Annotated in this window: 18 protein-coding genes and 1 riboswitch; of the genes, 6 read left to right on the top strand and 12 right to left on the bottom strand. The window is 68.5% G+C overall.

Features of this window, described 5'->3' with window-relative positions:
- Nucleotides 1-140: 140 nt before the first annotated feature.
- From ABZ194_RS06115 to ABZ194_RS06100, 4 genes are read right to left on the bottom strand one after another with little or no spacing between them, the layout of a single operon-like run.
- Complete coding sequence (locus tag ABZ194_RS06115) at nucleotides 141-299, bottom strand: hypothetical protein (RefSeq protein ID WP_355592871.1); 159 nt, start codon at nucleotides 297-299, stop codon at nucleotides 141-143.
- A 46-nt stretch (nucleotides 300-345) separates the two neighbouring features.
- Nucleotides 346-786 (bottom strand): hypothetical protein, encoded by a 441-nt coding sequence (locus ABZ194_RS06110; protein WP_355592870.1) that lies wholly within the window; start codon nucleotides 784-786, stop codon nucleotides 346-348.
- Complete coding sequence (locus ABZ194_RS06105) at nucleotides 783-911, bottom strand: hypothetical protein (RefSeq protein WP_355592868.1); 129 nt, start codon at nucleotides 909-911, stop codon at nucleotides 783-785. The genes ABZ194_RS06110 and ABZ194_RS06105 overlap by 4 nt, the downstream gene beginning before the upstream one ends.
- Entirely contained in the window at nucleotides 908-1,039 is a 132-nt protein-coding gene (locus tag ABZ194_RS06100; RefSeq protein ID WP_355592866.1) for a hypothetical protein, read from the bottom strand. Before ABZ194_RS06100 ends, ABZ194_RS06105 begins: the two co-directional genes overlap by 4 nt.
- 337 nt (nucleotides 1,040-1,376) lie before the next feature.
- Between ABZ194_RS06100 and ABZ194_RS06095 the strand changes: the two genes are divergently transcribed.
- Nucleotides 1,377-1,745 (top strand): GntR family transcriptional regulator, encoded by a 369-nt coding sequence (locus ABZ194_RS06095; protein ID WP_355592864.1) that lies wholly within the window; start codon nucleotides 1,377-1,379, stop codon nucleotides 1,743-1,745.
- A gap of 200 nt (nucleotides 1,746-1,945) precedes the next feature.
- On the opposite strand, the gene ABZ194_RS06090 is transcribed toward ABZ194_RS06095, so the two are convergent.
- Together ABZ194_RS06090 and ABZ194_RS06085 are read right to left on the bottom strand one after the other, a co-directional pair.
- Nucleotides 1,946-3,040 (bottom strand): hypothetical protein, encoded by a 1,095-nt coding sequence (locus tag ABZ194_RS06090; protein ID WP_355592862.1) that lies wholly within the window; start codon nucleotides 3,038-3,040, stop codon nucleotides 1,946-1,948.
- A gap of 39 nt (nucleotides 3,041-3,079) precedes the next feature.
- Nucleotides 3,080-4,516, bottom strand: coding sequence for a helix-turn-helix domain-containing protein (locus tag ABZ194_RS06085; RefSeq protein ID WP_355592860.1), 1,437 nt, complete (start codon nucleotides 4,514-4,516; stop codon nucleotides 3,080-3,082).
- A gap of 516 nt (nucleotides 4,517-5,032) precedes the next feature.
- On the opposite strand from ABZ194_RS06085, the gene ABZ194_RS06080 reads away from it, so the two are divergent.
- Nucleotides 5,033-5,872: an SAM-dependent methyltransferase gene (locus ABZ194_RS06080; RefSeq protein WP_355592858.1), complete on the top strand. Its 840-nt coding sequence runs from the start codon at nucleotides 5,033-5,035 to the stop codon at nucleotides 5,870-5,872.
- Here the strand turns inward: ABZ194_RS06080 and ABZ194_RS06075 are convergent.
- Nucleotides 5,835-6,245, bottom strand: a complete 411-nt coding sequence (locus ABZ194_RS06075) for a sigma factor (RefSeq protein ID WP_355593149.1) — start codon at nucleotides 6,243-6,245, stop codon at nucleotides 5,835-5,837. The genes ABZ194_RS06080 and ABZ194_RS06075 overlap by 38 nt on opposite strands.
- 39 nt (nucleotides 6,246-6,284) lie before the next feature.
- The gene (locus ABZ194_RS06070) at nucleotides 6,285-6,683 is read right to left on the bottom strand and encodes a YciI family protein (protein WP_355592856.1); all 399 of its coding nucleotides are present in this window, start codon (nucleotides 6,681-6,683) and stop codon (nucleotides 6,285-6,287) included.
- 296 nt (nucleotides 6,684-6,979) lie between these two features.
- Between ABZ194_RS06070 and ABZ194_RS06065 the strand changes: the two genes are divergently transcribed.
- Complete coding sequence (locus tag ABZ194_RS06065; RefSeq protein ID WP_355592854.1) at nucleotides 6,980-7,348, top strand: hypothetical protein; 369 nt, start codon at nucleotides 6,980-6,982, stop codon at nucleotides 7,346-7,348.
- 167 nt (nucleotides 7,349-7,515) lie between these two features.
- Here the strand turns inward: ABZ194_RS06065 and bluB are convergent, their stop codons facing one another.
- Entirely contained in the window at nucleotides 7,516-8,136 is a 621-nt protein-coding gene (bluB, locus tag ABZ194_RS06060) for a 5,6-dimethylbenzimidazole synthase (protein WP_355592851.1), read from the bottom strand.
- 35 nt (nucleotides 8,137-8,171) lie between these two features.
- Nucleotides 8,172-8,369, bottom strand: a riboswitch (cobalamin riboswitch).
- Nucleotides 8,370-9,077: 708 nt separating this feature from the next.
- On the opposite strand from bluB, the gene ABZ194_RS06055 reads away from it, so the two are divergent.
- Complete coding sequence (locus ABZ194_RS06055) at nucleotides 9,078-10,364, top strand: FAD-binding oxidoreductase (RefSeq protein WP_355592849.1); 1,287 nt, start codon at nucleotides 9,078-9,080, stop codon at nucleotides 10,362-10,364.
- Nucleotides 10,365-10,436: 72 nt separating this feature from the next.
- On the opposite strand, the gene ABZ194_RS06050 is transcribed toward ABZ194_RS06055, so the two are convergent.
- Nucleotides 10,437-11,204, bottom strand: coding sequence for a class I SAM-dependent methyltransferase (locus ABZ194_RS06050; protein WP_355592847.1), 768 nt, complete (start codon nucleotides 11,202-11,204; stop codon nucleotides 10,437-10,439).
- Nucleotides 11,201-12,376 carry a DegT/DnrJ/EryC1/StrS family aminotransferase gene (locus ABZ194_RS06045; protein ID WP_355592844.1) on the bottom strand — a complete coding sequence of 392 codons (1,176 nt, stop codon included), beginning with the start codon at nucleotides 12,374-12,376 and terminating at the stop codon, nucleotides 11,201-11,203. The genes ABZ194_RS06050 and ABZ194_RS06045 overlap by 4 nt, the downstream gene beginning before the upstream one ends.
- A 372-nt stretch (nucleotides 12,377-12,748) precedes the next feature.
- Between ABZ194_RS06045 and rfbH the strand changes: the two genes are divergently transcribed.
- Both rfbH and ABZ194_RS06035 read left to right on the top strand, forming a co-directional pair.
- Nucleotides 12,749-14,107 (top strand): lipopolysaccharide biosynthesis protein RfbH, encoded by a 1,359-nt coding sequence (rfbH, locus tag ABZ194_RS06040; protein ID WP_355592842.1) that lies wholly within the window; start codon nucleotides 12,749-12,751, stop codon nucleotides 14,105-14,107.
- Between the two features lie 82 nt (nucleotides 14,108-14,189).
- Nucleotides 14,190-14,900, top strand: coding sequence for a class I SAM-dependent methyltransferase (locus ABZ194_RS06035; protein ID WP_355592840.1), 711 nt, complete (start codon nucleotides 14,190-14,192; stop codon nucleotides 14,898-14,900).
- A 188-nt stretch (nucleotides 14,901-15,088) separates the two neighbouring features.
- Here ABZ194_RS06035 and ABZ194_RS06030 read toward each other — a convergent pair whose 3' ends face one another.
- Entirely contained in the window at nucleotides 15,089-15,778 is a 690-nt protein-coding gene (locus tag ABZ194_RS06030) for a DUF899 domain-containing protein (RefSeq protein ID WP_355592838.1), read from the bottom strand.
- Nucleotides 15,779-15,811: the final 33 nt, after the last annotated feature.

The raw sequence follows: 15,811 nt of genomic DNA, 5'->3' as shown, positions 1-15,811 counted from the left end.
AGTTGAAAGTCCCGGGCCGCGGTCGAGTCGCGGCCCGGGACCGGTTTGTCAGCGGGGCACGTTGCCGTCACCGTCACAGGTGCGGCAGGTCAGCCCCCAGGTCTGGCCGGTGCCTTTGCAGGTGGGGCAGGTTTTGGTCATCAGCGGGCGCGCTTCTCCAGCAGGGAGATGACGACCCGGCATTTGGCGGCGCACTCGTCGGCCTCGCGGCCGACCTCCTCGCAGGAGGTCGAGCAGTACAGCCGTCGCGAGTAGTAGGGGGCGCCGCACACGCGGCACTCGGTGGGGTCGTCGGTCATCAGTCGATCTCCTCGGCGTCGGTATCGGCGGACTCGGTCGCGGGCGTCACTCGGCACCGCCGGTCAGGTCGGCCGCCCGGATGAGCGCCTCGGCGTGCTCCCCGGGCGGCATGCCGATGTCGCCGTAGTGCTCGTGCAGGTTGCGCTGCCCGTCGGCCCACGCCCGGTACGCCTGCCGCGCTTCCTGCTCGCCCTGGCCGACGGCTTCGGCGATCTGGTACCAGCTCACCCCGTCCTGCAGCGCATGGTGGACGTCGGCGGGGTGGCGTACCGTGCGGGCGATGCACTCGCCCAGCGCGAGCAACTCGACCCACTCGGCAGGGGTGAGCGGCTCTCGGCAGGGGTTGCCGTGCACGGTGGGGTCGCAGGCGCCGCGGGCCATGGTGACCCGCATGTGCAGCTCCAGGTGACGCTCCAGGATCGTGCTGATCGGCACGGTGGCGGGGATGTCGTACCAGTTCGTGATGCGCTCGGGAAGGGCGGTCATCGCGCACCGCCGTGGGTGTGGGTGTGGGTGATCGGGGCCGACGACTGCGCGCCGCAGCCGGGGCAGGTGTAGATCGGCTTGGTGGGCGTGGTGTTGGCTCCCGCCGGCCACTGCTCACGGCTCATCGGTGCACCCCGCACTGGCCGGTGCCCTCGCAGACACCGCAGATCTGGGTGGAGGTCATCCACCCGCCACCGCCGCAGCAGTGACAGCCGTCCCGGCGCACCTTGGCCGGGATCAACAGGTAGGTCATGATGGCGGTACTCCTTCCGGAGTCTCATGGGGCGGCCCTGTGTCTTGGTCGATGGAGGGCCGCCCCGGTGTGAGGTTCAGCGCGCAGGCTCGTTGACCTGCGCAGACCGCCTTTTTCAGTGGGAGGCGGTGGCCCGAATTAAGTTGAAAAATGGCGAATGCTCAGCCCGTCGGCGCGCGACGAAGTCGCCTTCCCGGTTCTTCCGGCTGTGCAGGGGGAGTTCTTGGTTCTTCCAGCTCAAGTAACTGTGCTGGTACGAGCCAACATAGCTGGCACTGTGCTGGCACGCAACAGGCTGTGCCATAGAAGTTCTGTCTGATACGGGTACGCTGATCAGATGGCGATCAGTGACAACGACCCCCGCCCGCCGTACCTACAGCTTGCTGACCAGCTACGGCGAAAGATTCGGGTGGAGAAGCAGTACAAGCCGGGGCAGCGGCTGCCGTCGATTCGCGAACTGGCCGCAGAAGCCGGGATCTCTCCGCAGACGGTCCAGAACGCCCTGCGGGAGCTTCGCATTGAAGGACTCATAGTGGCCCAGCAAGGGCGTGCCCTCTTCGTACGAAGTGATGACGAGCCCATGGGGAGCGAGGGCGGCAGCGTCGTAGGTCGCCTCGCTGAGATGGAGAGACGTCTTCGCGAACTGACTGAACGTGTTGCCGCGCTGGAAGGCGGAAGCGAGTCCCGAGGCGACGGCCGCGGTTAGACGTCCACCTGTCCAGGTCGGCTCACCCGGACCGAAGCGGACCGTTGCCCGCGGGATGGCACTCCATCTCATGTCCTGCCTCGTCTCTCGCGTCGTTCTTTTCTGCTAAGACGAGAGTTCCACGCGGTCAGGGCCTTGAAGTGGGACAGTTTGGCCTACCGGTGCAGCGGATATGACTCGCTGTCATACGGCGGCCTGGACTATGACACGAGGGCGTGCCGGTGCTCCCAGGCCAGCTCTAGTACGGCCGCACCAGCTGCCTGCATCGGCTCGTCATGGACATACCGGGTCACCTGATCGGCCCGAAAGGAGATGCCGGCCACCCCGATGACCCGACCCTCCTCGTTGTCCTCGACGGCTTCCTTGAAGAGTGCGTCGAATGTCTCTGCCTCGATGACGGTCACTGCCAGGATGTCGGCCGCGAACGTCAGCGGGTCGATCCCCAGGCCGAGTACGAAGGATCGAAGCCGGTTGTCAGCGCGGGCCTGCTCCATCTGCCGATAGAAGGGCCAGGAATTGTAGGTGAACGCCTCGTCATACATCTCTGAGCGCCCAAGGAACTCCTCGCTGTACTCCCGTACGATGCCCTTCCAGAGATCGAAATCTCGGATCTCATCTGCCGGAGCATCACCTATCGGCTGGAAGACTCCCACCGGCATGACCTGGTAGAGACCACCTCCATGTGCGACCCGTGCGGGGTCGCGCCAATGCAGGACAAACGTCATCTCCCCGGTATGGCTATCGCGTCGCAGGGTCAGCATCGACACGGCGGGAAGGACGACACGCCCGCTCAGGTTGGTGGGGTCCCCTATGAGAGACCGGAACGGAAGCCTGTCCTCACGCCGCAGATGGGCCGTCGCCAGCTCGTGAGCCGCCGCCTCTCCGACGTTGACGCTGTCGAAGTAGGAGCCGCGGGTGAAGTTCAGCGTCGGCCACGCCACGTCGAGCAGCCGGTAGCACGGACGATTCTCGAACAGGCCCGGTTTACCGTGTTTTGCCATGGCTTCGGCATAGGTGGCGCTGCCCTCAGTGAGAGCCGATCGGACTTCCGGTTCCCCGCCGGTCACGACCGGTGCGGGGGCGCGATCGCTCCACTTCAGTGCGACCTGATCGAACGCAAGTGGCTCGCTCAGCCGCCAGTTATCACGGGTCAGCAGGCGCGTCGACCCTACCCGTTCGTATTCGGGATAGAGCCGGTCTGCGATGCGGGCGAGTTCGTGACGGTGACCGTTTAGGTAGTAGCGGGCCTGCTGCCACGTCGCGTGGAGGCCCTTCGGCTGCTCGTTCGCACTCATGACGCCCCCAGGGCAAGAGACAGCATTGCCTAGGACACTCTATGGCGACAGCAGAAGCCCTCGATATCTCCAGGCGAGGGCGAGACAGCCGGCACCCGGCGAGGCCATCGGCTCGGAGGTGAGCAGGCGGTTGACGTTGGGCTCGGTGAACGGGATGCCGTGCTGGCCTGCTTCTCCGAAGACCGTGATGCCTTCCGCATTGGCTGTGACCATGTCGGCCAGCAGGTCGTCAAATACATCATCGTCAATGACCAGGACGGTCATGATAGTCGCAGCCAGCGTCAGCGCGTCCAGGGCGACGCCGAGGCAGTAGATCGAGACTCGCCTCTCCTGAAGAGCACGGCCCAAGTCCCGGTAGAGCGGCCAACCGTCGTACTCGATTGGGGCGCTTCGGCTGCCGTCGTGCTCCGGCGTTCCGAGCACTTCCTCACTCAGTTCCCTCACGACGTTGCGCCACAGGTCGAAGTCGTTCGACAGGTCCCAGGGCGCCATGCTGGACGGCTGGAACTCCCCGGCGGGGATCACGTCGTACAGACCGGAGGCCGTGGCCACCTTGGCGGGATCGCGCCAGTGGAGCATGAACGTGGCCGTTCCATGTGTGCGTCGGCGGCGCAACGTCAGCGTTGTGATCGCTGGAATGACGGCCCGGCGACGGAATCCGAATGGATCGCTGAGTAACGTCCGGAAGGGCAGATCCGCCCAGGTGACATGCTGGTTCTTCATTCTCGCGGCGGCGAGTTCATGTCCTACGGCCTCGGAGATGTCCAGCTTGTCAAAGTAGTTGGCCAGACCGAACGACATCTGACCATTGCCGTTATGCCAGTTCAGATCCGTCAGTCGGTAGCTCGGCCGGTTCTCGAAGAGGGTTGGCGGGTCGAGGTAGCGAATCGCCGAGGTGTAGCGGTCGTACGCCCGTCCGGGAACACGAAGAGGCCGGGCCGCGAATGCCTCGGGTTCGGTGCCGTCTACGGCGACTCGCTGAGGGCCGTCGATCCAGGTGAGTTCGATCTCTTCCAGACGTACGGGTTCCTGAGGTAGCCATCCCTCACCCGCGATCAGCGGCACATCCCTCACTCGTACCTGCCGGGGGTAGAGTGCCACGGCCTCGGCGGCGAGGCTTGCGCGGTGCTGGTTGAGATAGCGGCGTTCTTCACGCCACCGCCGTTGGCTGGCCGTCGCGGGACTGTCCGGTGAGTCCGTCTCGGTGCTCTGGCTGTTCGCAAGACCAAGTTGGCCAGGCGAGATGTCCAGCAGCTGGGTGACGCGCAAGAGAAAGTCCACGTTCTTGATGACCCGCGCTCCACGCTCGATCTTCGAAACATACGTCTGATCGATGAGAAGGCGTTCGGCTAGCTCGGCCTGTGTCAGGCTGTTCGCGGTGCGGTAGGACTTCAACATCTCCCCGAGCAGGGGAAGCAACACCTGATCTTGCCCTGGTACTTCGCGGTTTAGCCAGCTTGGACGCCCATCAGCCATGCATGCATCATCGCTCAAGGTGATCTACTACATACGCTGATCTGAGAACCTCTCCTCGTTAAGTCGGTCTTCGTGGTCGCCACGAGGCGTTGTGGCAGCTCCGGCGGAATGCGGCCGTGCCGAATACGTGCCGAAGTGACTGTCGAGCGCGTATCGCTGGAAGTGTTATCCCAGCTAGGGGGCGTGATCCTCAGGACTTGTATCGGTGTCTCATAATCCCTGGGTCGCGGGTTCGAGTCCCGCCCGCCCTACCCCTCGTGATCACACGAAAAGCACCCCTGACCTGGACGTTCACGGTTAGGGGTGCTCTTTTTCCGGCTGGTTGTCATCGGAATGCGATCCCTGCCGGGTGAACGGGCGGCCCGTGATGTCGTGCGGATCGCCTGTGGCCGATCCTGGGGCGGGGGAGTCTGGCCGGTCGTTCTGTTCAAGATCCACGATTGGGGGGTGGCGTGGGGAGGGAAGGCTAGGTTGTGAGATGACGACTGAGCCCGAATTAAGGAGAGGTTTCCCCCTGTGGCAGATGGTTCGTTCCCTCCCGGTCAGGCCACGCCCCACATCGACACCTCTGTGCCGCACTCGGCGCGCATCTGGAATCACTGGCTGGGCGGCAAGGACAACTACCCCGTGGACCGGCAGGCCGGTGACGCCTACGCCGCGGTCTTCCCCGGCATCGTCGACATCGCCCGTCACTCCCGGGCGTTTCTGGCCCGCACCATCCGCCACCTGGCGGGGGAGGCCCGGGTCCGGCAGTTCCTCGACGTCGGCACCGGCCTGCCGACCGTCGACAACACCCACGAGATCGCGCAGCGCGTCGCCCCCGAGTCCCATGTCGTCTACGTCGACAACGACCCGCTGGTGCTCGTGCACGCCCGCGCCCTGCTCACCAGCAGTCCCGAAGGCGCCACCAGCTACGTCGACGCCGACCTGCACGACCCCGGGGCGATCCTGCGCCATGCCGCCGCCGCGCTCGACCTCACCCGGCCGGTCGCGCTCATCCTGAGCGGTGTCACCGGCCACATCGCCGACTACGCCGAGGCGCGCTCCATCGTGGCCCGGCTGCTGGCCGGCCTGCCGCCCGGCAGTTACCTGTCGCTCAACGACGGCATCAGCGTCCCTGTCGAAGTCGCCCCCGGGGGCGACGACGGCGCCTACGACGAGGCTCAGCAGACCTACAACGAGTCCGGTGCCATCCCCTATGTCCTGCGCGCCCATGACGAGGTCGCCGGTTTCTTCGACGGCCTGGAGCTGCTCGACCCCGGCGTCGTCTCGGTCCCGCTGTGGCGGCCGGACGCGGGCGCCTTCGGCGAGGTTCCGGTCATCGGCCAGGCCGGTGGCGTCGGCCGTAAGAACTGATCGCCCCGGCGCCTGAGGTGGGACGGGGAGGATGTGGCGTCGGTCGTGAGAGCCGACCGCGGGTGTCCGCCCGGTGCCGCATCCGCTCGTCCCGGTCCGTCCGGTGCGGGTCGTCCGCGGGGGGCGCCGTCCACCGGTCCGGGGGTGTCTGCGCGGCCGCCCGCTCCTCCCGGCGGCGGCGGGCCTGCTCACCGCGTAGCCGCTCGGCCATCCGGCGGGAGGCGACCTGGATGAGCCGGCCCCGAGGATTGTCGGGCAGGCCCTGTTCGGGCCACTGGGCCGTGGCGTCCAGCAGCGCCTCCTGAACCGCGTCCTCGGCGGCGTCGAAGTCTCCGAAACGCCGGGTGAGCACGCCGACGACCTGCGGAGCCAGTACGCGCAGCAGGTCGTCGGCGGCCGGGGTGTTCAGCGGTCACAGCTCCTCGGGTGGGCCCGACATCACCTGGCGCACCTCGATCGGCATGTTCAGCGGCCTGCCGCCGGGGCCGGGCGCGGCCGAGACGTACGCGGCGAGGTCGATCGCCCGCTCCGGGCTCTCGCAGTCGACGATCCAGTAGCCGACCAGGAACTCCTTGGTCTCGGGGTAGGGGCCGTCGGTGATGACGGGGGCGCCGCCGTCACCGGCCCGCACGATCCTGGCCTGTCCCGGATCGGCCAGCCCCTGCGCGTCCACGAACTCCCCCGCCTCGACGAGCCTGCCGTTCGCCTCGTGCATGAACGCGATGTGGGCCTTGAGGTCCTGCGGGGGCCAGGTGTCGATCGGCGGGAGGCCGCTCTGCGGACCGAACTGCATCAGCAGCATGTACTTCATGTTCGCACTCCTCAACCTTCATGCGCTCTTGTCAGCGCTTTCAGGTATAGGTCGAAGCAGACCCTTGTATTCTCGACATCCTCGCGAGGATACGAGAAAAAAGTCATTCGAACTCCGGTTGCCGTAGAATTCCGCCCCATGGCGACTGGTCCGTGTCTCTGTTCGGACAACCGGTCCTCGGTGGCCGGCGTCTACTCTCCGCCCCTTCCTCGTAGCCAGGAGCTATCTTGCGGAGAATCACTCCACTTGCCTTATTTACTGCCCTTATGGCGGGATGTTCCGGTTCGCAGGAGCCCTTGCCCATCACTCCCGGCACCGGTGTCAGCCCGCGCAACAGAGCGGCCTGTGTACAGTACGAGCGGGCGCTGTACGACCTCGACGAGACCATCGCCAGTGACCTCATCCCGATAGTCCTGCAGATTCATACCTACGACGGGGAGAAGGCCGTACGTGAGGCGGCCGAGTCGGCGGACGAGGAGGTCCGCCAGGCCATGGAGCACACCGCCTCGGCGCTCGCGGTGCTCGGCACGGCCGTCACCGAGACCTATGCCTCCTCCGGAGGGCTGGACATCGACCATGAGCTGGTCGCCCTGAGGGCGTCCGTCGACGCCGTGCGCCTGCTGTGCGCCGGGACCGGTTCGCCGGTGACCGTGGCGATCCCGTAATCCGGACGCGAGAGTCTCCGGCCCTTCTCCGCCGGTACTCCGGGGCCGTTCGAGATCACGGCTGGGATCCGCGCCGACAGTGACGTCGCCGGGCCCGGCCACGGGGGTGGCGACGCCGCCGTGGCCGGTACGGGATGCCCTCCGCGGAACGGGCTGGGGCGGACGTCTCACCAGCGTTCGTGATGAACCGCGGTGCGCAGCGCGACGCGGCGGCGCCACCCGTGGCGCTCCAGGTCGGGCACCGCCTCGACATGGAAGACCGGCCCCAGGCACAGCCAGGCCACCGGGCGGATCTCGGCGGGGATGCCGAGCAGCCGGCGTACGAACGGTTCGCGGTAGAACGACACCCAGCCGACCCCCATGTTCTCGGCGGTGGCGGCCAGCCACAGGTTCTGGATGGCCAGGCAGACCGAGTACAGGCCGGCGTCGGCGATGGCGTGCCGGCCAAGGACCGCGGTGCCGCCCCGCCCGGCGTCGTAGGTGACGACCACCGACAGGCTCGACTCCAGCACCCCGTCGATCTTTATCCGGGCGAACCGCTCCGTCTCGCTCCCGGTGAGGGAGGCCGCGAAGACGGCCCGCTCCCGCTGGACGTGATCGTGAAAGGCCTGACGGGTATCCCGGTCCCTTACCAGGACGAAGTCCCACGGCTGGGACAGTCCCACACTGGGGGCCGCGTGTGCGGCGCCCAGCACGCGCTCAAGGACGTCGTCGGGGACGGGCTCGCCGCTGAACTGGGCCCGTACGTCACGGCGGCGGTGGATGACGTGATAGATGTCGGTGTTCACAGGGCAGGCTCCCGCTGCGTCATGCCACCTCGGCGGGTGGCGGATGAGAGCGAGGCCGGTCTTCGGACTCTCGGATCTACGCCTTCACCGTCCGCCTTCCCAGCCCGAAGGCCAGTGGCCGCACGCGTGTGCATGGACGGCAGCTCCCCGATCACCGCGGCGGGCCCGTGCCGGAATCACACCGGCTTCCCGATTCTCCTCCCCAGGGAGGCACCTCGCGTCAGTTCGTGCCACCCGCGACTGTAGCGCAGCTCGCGGGCCGGGGACCGGGCCCGGTCCGGGCGTCGCCGGGCCGTACTCCATCCGGGGCCGGGCCGGCCGGGGGGCGTGGGGACACCCCGCCGGATCCGGCGGCCTTTCCCGGGCGACCCGCGGGGCCCGGTCGCCGCCGGCCGTCCACATCGAGGCGGCGAGGCGGTACTCGGTCGCGCTGTCGCGCACGATGACCTTCGCGTGCGGTGCCGCGTCCGCGGCGATCGCCTCGACGCGGCGCGCGTTCGCCATTGACGGCTCCGTGGTGCGGTCGGCGGGGACGCTCGATAAATCGTACGTATGCGTACGACGAGCCGGACTAATCGGACTTTCAGCCAGCTCCCGGCAGAGCCCAGCCGTATCCCTCACCGTCCCCAGGGCCGCGGCACCCGATCAGATCTGATCCGGGTGCCGCGGAACCCGGATCAGAACAGGGGCTCCGGTGAATTCGGCGCGGTACGCCGGCGGCCGGGCGCTGTGGTGGATCCGGCTGGAGAAAGGCGGGCAATCTGGAAGATGCGCGGGGCGGGGCACGGATGCGACGGTCGGAGCGTGAGCATCGCGGGACGTCGCCGGACGGAGGCCGACGGGGGTGGGCCCAGGCGGCGGTATGGCCTGGTGATCGCGTGGTGACAGCCGGTTGACCGGCGACGTCGCCGGCCCGGTGGTCTTTCCCTGAGGAGGCGGACATGCCCGACCGTTCCGATGTCGTCGTGGTGGGCGGCGGGGTGATGGGTGTCTCGCTCGCCCTTCACCTGCTTGAGGCCGGGGTCGAGAACGTGCGTCTCCTTGAGCGGGACGGTCTGTTCGAGGGCACCAGCGGCGCGGGCGGAGGCTTCCTGGCCCCGTGGACCACGATCTCCCCGCTGCACGGGGCCGAGTCGAAGGCGCTGCCCATCGAGCGCTACGGCATGGACTTCTACGCGGGCCTGCACGCGGCGGGCTACGACATCGACTACCGCCGCAACGGCGTGCTCTGGGTGGCGGCCAGCGAAGCCGCGTGGAACCAGGTCCAGCAGCTCACCTGGTACGCGGCCGACCCCGGCAGCTTCGAGGTGGAGCCCGGCCGGATGGCGGAGCTCACCGGCGGCGCGGTCTCCGGCGACGGGGTGTACGGCGGCCGGTACCTTCCCTGCGGGGCGCAGGTCACCACGGCCAAGGTCGCCGTCGCGATGGCCGACCGGATCACCGAACGGGGCGGCGTCATCGACACCCGGCGTCCGGTGAGCGAGATCCGCGTCCGGAACGGCCGGGTCACGGGGGTCGAGACGCCCGGCGGCGCGGTGGACTGCGAGACCGTGGTGGTGGCCGCCGGTGCCTGGAGCAACCGGCTGCTGGAGCCGCTGGGCGCCTTCCTGCCCGCCGTACCCCAGGTCACCTCGCGCATCATCACCGAACCTCTCGGCATCCCGGAGACCATGCCCGTGCTCATGCTCCAGGGCCTGATGCCCGGCGAACCCGGCGGGGGCACCGTGCTCTGGGTGCGAGGGCACCACGGCGGCCTGCTCTGGGGCGGCATGTACACGACCTACCCGAGGAACATCCTGGTGGACGCGCCGGTGCCGGACCGGCTGGACGAGTTGCCGACCGACGGCGTCCTGGAGAACCAGCGGGTTGCCAGGGCCGCGACCTTCATACCGGCCCTGTCCCGCCCGGCGAGCATCAGGGTCAAACACGGCGCGCCCTGTTACACCCCGGACGACATGGCGCTGGTTGGCCCGGTGCCGGGTGTCGAGGGCCTCTACGCCATGGGCGGGGACAACGAACTCGGCGTCACCCACGGTCCCGGCTTCGGAAAGGCGCTGGCCGACCGTGTAGCGCACGGAACGAGTGACCTGGCCGACCTGACGCCCTGGAGGATCGACCGCTTCGGCAATCGGTTCACCAACCAGGCCGAGACGTTCCAGGCGGTCGTGGAGTCGGTCGGGCAGCTGCTCGTGGGGGAGGACTTCGCCGCCGCCGGTGAACCCCGCTGACGGGCGGGGACTCACCGCCCATACGGCCCGCCGCCCACCGGCGGGGCACGGTCCCGACGGCCCGCGAGAGGGTCAGCCGCGTACCGCGACGAAGAGGCCCCGGGCGGTGAAGTGGGTGTCGTGCTCGACGTGTTCGGCGGCGCAGCCGGCGTTTTCGAGCGCGGCGAGGTACTGCGCCCGGGTGAACAGCGTCAGCGGCTGGGTGTGCGTGAAGTGCCGGATGCCGGTCGCGTCCGCCACGAGATAATGCGCCTCGTGCCGGACGGAGTCACCGTCGCGCCGGGAGTGCGACAGCCGTGCCACCGTCCGGGGGCCGGCGCGCACCACGTCGTGCGCGATGTGACCGTCCAGGAAGGCGCCGGGCGACCACCAGGGGTCGATGACGAGCACGCCGCCGGGGGCGAGGTGGCGCGCCATGGCGGCGACGGCGGCGTCGAGCTCGCCCACATCGGACATGTAGCCGAGCGAGCTCGTCAGGCAGCAGACCGCGTCGAAGGCGCGGCCCAGATCGAATCCGCGCATGTCGCCCTGGTGCACGGGCGTCCCGGGCCGCTTGCCCCGGGCCAGCGCGCGCATGGCGGGAGACATCTCCAGCCCGGCGACCTCGTCGAAGTGGGTGGCCAGCCACCGCAGGTGCTCACCCGTCCCGCAGGCCACGTCCAGCAGCGAGTTCGCGTCCGGCCTCCTGCTCCGTACGGCCTCGGCCACCACCGCGGCCTCCGCCGCGAAGTCCTGGCCACGTCCCCGGTAGAAGAGGTCGTACACCTCGCTGACGTCCTGCCCGTAGACCGCGGTGGCCGGGAGCGGCCTGCCGTTCCCTGCCACCGGCGTGTCCGTCATCCGGCGCTCCCCGCGGCGCTCGCCGAGCCCGGCGCCGCCGAGCGCCGGGTGACCACCTCGCGCAGCGCGGCGACCGTCGTGTCGACGTCGTCGTCGCTGAGCGCCTGGTGGAGGGGCAGGCAGAGGGTCCGGGCCACCGCGGCCTCCGCGCCGGGCAGCCGGGCGTCCGATCCGTACGCCTTGACGCGGTGCAGCGCCGCGTAACGGAAGGTGGTGTAGATGCCGCGCTCGTAGAGGTCGCGGGCGACGTCGTCGCGGATGCCCTCGTCCATCTGCACCCAGTACAGGTAGTGGGAGGAGGTGTGTCCCCTCGGCAGCGGAGGCGGCGTCACCACACCGGTCAGGTCGGCCAGCGCCCTGTCGTAACGGGAGACGATCTCGCCGCGGCGTTCGACGAACCCCTTGAGCCTGCCCATCTGCACCACACCGATGGCCGACTGGATGTCGTTCATGATCGAGCGCCGGGAGAACGACGAGATCTGAAAGTCCCACCAGCGGGTGTTGTTCTCCTTGGCCTGGGAGAAACCGCTGAACTGCTCCAGGCCGAAGTAGGCCAGTTTGGCCGCCTGCGCCACCAGCTCCGGGTCCCGGGCCGACAGCATCCCGCCGTCGCCGGTTGCCACGATCTTGGTGCTGCCGAAGCTCCACACCCCGAGGTCGCCGATCACGCCGCACGCCTGGCCGTCCACCCGGGACGCCACGGAGCAGGCGGCGTCCTCGATCAGGAGGATCCCCCGGTCGCGGCAGAGCGCCGCGATCTCCACCACCTCGCCCGGGTAGCCGCCGTAGTGCAGCAGGATGACGGCTTTCGTCTTCGGGGTCAGCGCCGCGGCCACGTCGTCGACGGTTGGGTTCAGCGTCCGGGGGTCCACGTCGCAGAAGACGGGCCGGGCGCCGTGCGCGGCCACCGCGTTGCCCGCGCCCACGAAGCTGACCGTCGGGAGCACCACCTCGCCGCCGGGGCCGGCGCCCGCCAGGCGGGTCGCGATGAAGAGCGCCTCCGTGCACGAGTTGACCGAGGTGACCCGGTTGTGGCCGACACCGAGGTGATCGGCGAAGGCCGCCTCGAAGTCCGCGGTCCGCCGCCCTCTGCCGATCCAGTTGCTTTTGAACACCTCCGCCACGGCGGCCAGTTCCTCGTCGGCGAGCGTCGGCTGAAAGACGTTGATCATCTCACCCTTCCTGGAGCTCTCAGGCGATGCGTGATGCGCGGCCCAATGTAACGTTTGTCGATTGCACTCGGTAGAAAGACCGAAACTCTGAGCAATCCAGGAGAAATATCGATTGTGGCGACATCCTGACGAGCCGAGTTGCCGACTAAGGCGATTTTATCGGGCAATTCATGAGAAGCCTAGATTTAGGGCGCCAGGATAAGATTGATGATGATGAGAAAGGATGCCGGGCGAATCCCGTTACTGGATTTTCCCGCACGTCCGAGAGGCTGCCGCGGAACGCCCCACCCTGAGAAGAGGTCGTCATGAGGGCTTTGGCGCTGGGCCCTGAGACCGTCAGGCACCGTCGAGGCGATGGAGAAGGAGGCGGAGATGAGTGATCGGAAGGCGCTGCTGCTGGACGAGGTCCGCAAATATCACCAGGACATCCAGGCCGACGCGGGGTTCGTGCCCGGGGTCACCGAGATCTGGCCGTCCGGCGCCGTGCTCGACGCCGACGACCGGGTGGCGCTGGTCGAGGCCGCACTGGACATGCGCATCGCCGCCGGGCGCAGCGCGCAGAGGTTCGAGTCCGCCTTCGCCCGTCGGCTGAGGCATCGCAAGGCGCATCTGACCAACTCGGGGTCCTCGGCGAACCTGCTGGCGGTCTCCGCCCTGACCTCGCCCCTGCTGGAGGAGCGGCGGCTGCGGCCGGGCGACGAGGTGATCACGGTCGCGGCGGGCTTCCCGACCACGGTCAACCCGATCCTGCAGAACGGCCTGATCCCGGTCTTCGTCGACGTGGAACTGGGCACGTACAACACCACGGCGGACCGGGTCGCGCAGGCGATCGGGCCGAGAACCCGCGCGATCAACCTCGCGCACACGCTCGGCAACCCCTACGAGGCCACGGAGATCGCCCAGCTCGCGACCGAGCACGACCTCTTCCTCATCGAGGACAACTGCGACGCCGTGGGATCCCGCTACGACGGCCGGCTCACCGGCACCTTCGGTGATCTCGCCACGGTGAGCTTCTACCCCGCCCACCACCTCGCCATGGGAGAGGGCGGGTGCGTCCTGACCTCGAACCTCGTCCTGGCCAGGATCGTGGAGTCGCTGCGCGACTGGGGCCGCGACTGCTGGTGCGCTCCGGGCGAGAGCAACACCTGCCTCAAGCGCTTCAAATATCGGCTGGGCACGCTGCCCGAGGGCTACGACCACAAGTACATCTACTCCCACGTCGGCTACAACCTGAAGGCGACCGACCTGCAGGCGGCCCTGGGCCTGACCCAGCTCGCCAAACTCGACGACTTCTGTACGGCCCGGCGGCGCAACTGGCGGCGGCTGCGCGACGGGCTGGACGGCGTGCCGTACCTGCTGCCGCCCGAGCCGACGCCGCGCAGTGACCCGAGCTGGTTCGGATTCGTGATCACCGTCGATCCGGGGGCGCCGTTCGGCCGGCGGGAGCTGGTGGAGTTCCTGGAGGACCGGAGGATCGGCACCCGCCAGATGTTCGCCGGCAACCTGACCCGGCACCCCGCCTATGCCGGCCAGCCGTTCAGGGTGATCGGGGAGCTGACCAACAGTGACATCGTCACCGACCAGACCTTCTGGGTCGGGGTCTACCCCGGGCTGACCGGCGAGATGCTCGACTACGTCATCTCCTCGATCAAGGAGTTCGTCGGGAGGCGCGGCGGTGCCGGGGGGTCGGGCCGTACCCTCGGCCGCCCGGAGAGCCCGGAGAAGCTGTGAGCCGTGCGGAGGGTTCGGACGGTCCGCAGGAGGAGAAACGGCGGCCGGACGTCCGGAGAAGTGGCCAGGGGAGAGAAGGCGCATGTTCGAGCAGCGGCTGGCCGGTGTGTGGGACCTGATCTACCGGGAGGGGCGGGGGAAGGACTACCGGGCCGAGGCCGATCTGGTGGCCAAGATCATCCGGGACCGCAGGCCGGACGCCGCCTCGCTGCTCGACGTGGGCTGCGGCACCGGCGAGCACCTGACCGCGCTGAGCGGGCTTTTCGACCACGTCGAGGGCGTGGACCTGTCCGAATCCATGATCTCGGTGGCCAGGGCCAAACTGCCGGGGGTGCCCCTCCACGTCGGGGACATGCGCGACTTCGACCTGCGCCGCACCTACGACGCGGTGGTCTCCCTGTACACGGTGGTCGGCTATCTCCCGTCGCTGGAGGCGCTGGGCGCGGCGGTCGGGCGGATGGTGGGGCATCTGGCGCCCGGCGGCGTGCTGATCGTCGAGCCGTGGTGGTTCGCCGAGAGGTTCATCGACGGCTACATCGCCGGTGACGTGGTGCGCGGGGAAGGGTGCACGGTGTCGCGCGTCTCGCGCACCCGGCGACGGGAGGACCGCGCTTACATGGACATCCACTACGTGGTCGCGGACCGGTACGGCGTCGAGCACTTCACCGAGACCCACGTCTTCGGCCTGTGGACGCGCGAGGAGTACGTCCGGGCGTTCGAGGAGGCGGGCTGCGCCGTGGAGTACGTCGAGGACACGCTTTACTGCGGCATGTTCGTCGGGCGGCACCGGTGAGAGGGGCTCATCCGGCGGTGGCGCTCGACGAGGTACGCGGGGCGGTGCGGGGGCCGGGTGTCCGGCGGGTGGCGTCGGCGGAGCGCCGCCGGTGAGAACCGGCCGGCACCGGACCGGCGGGCGCGCCGATCCGGTGCCGGTGATGGGCGGTCCCGCTCGGAGGCCCCGGAACTCCTCGCGGGCCGCTCCTACCCCTCCTGCCTGCCGAGAGGCGTCAGGTCGAGGTAGTTCAGGGTGAACAGGAGGATGTCGAGGCCCCGCAGGTAGGTGGAGTAGGTGTGGAAGACCCTGCCGCCCTCACCGCGCAGGAAGACGCTCACCCCCGGGATCTCACGACTCCCGGAGTCCCAGGGGCCGACGGCCTCCTCGTGCTCGGCCCTGGTCCTGAAGTTGATCAGAAGCGGCGCCTCCGCCTCGTCCAGGGTGATGTGGAAGTCGTAGTTGAAGTCACCGCCGAACGAGGAGTAGTACGGGACGGTCCAGCCCATCCGCCGCCGGTAGGCCTCGATCTTGTCCTGCGGCGCCCGGGAGACCAGGACCAGCGTGGTGTCCTTCTCGTGCAGGTGCGGCAGGTGGCCCAGGTCGCGGATGGCGTGCCGGCAGCTCGGGCAGCCCTCGTCCCAGGCGGGATCGAACATGACGTGCTGCACGATCAGCTGTCGGCGCCCGTCGAACAGGTCCGGCAGCGTGGCCTTGCCGTCCGGGCCCTCGAACACGTACTCCTTCTGGACCTCGACCATTGGCAGGGCGCGGCGCTCGGCGTTCAGCGCGTCGCGCGCCCGGGTGAACTCCTTCTCCCTGGCGAGGAACGCCCTGCGGGCGGTGAGCCACTCGTCCGGTGAAACGATCTTCGGGAGAGTTGTCCTCTCGCTGGTCATCGTGGTGTCCCCTAACTGATGATCATTGTTGCC

Origin of the sequence: Streptosporangium sp. NPDC006007, assembly GCF_040614315.1 — a bacterium.
Classification (GTDB): Bacteria; Actinomycetota; Actinomycetes; order Streptosporangiales; family Streptosporangiaceae; genus Streptosporangium.
Note: the sequence above shows the minus strand (reverse complement) of the source record. Positions and strands in the feature narration are given on the sequence as shown.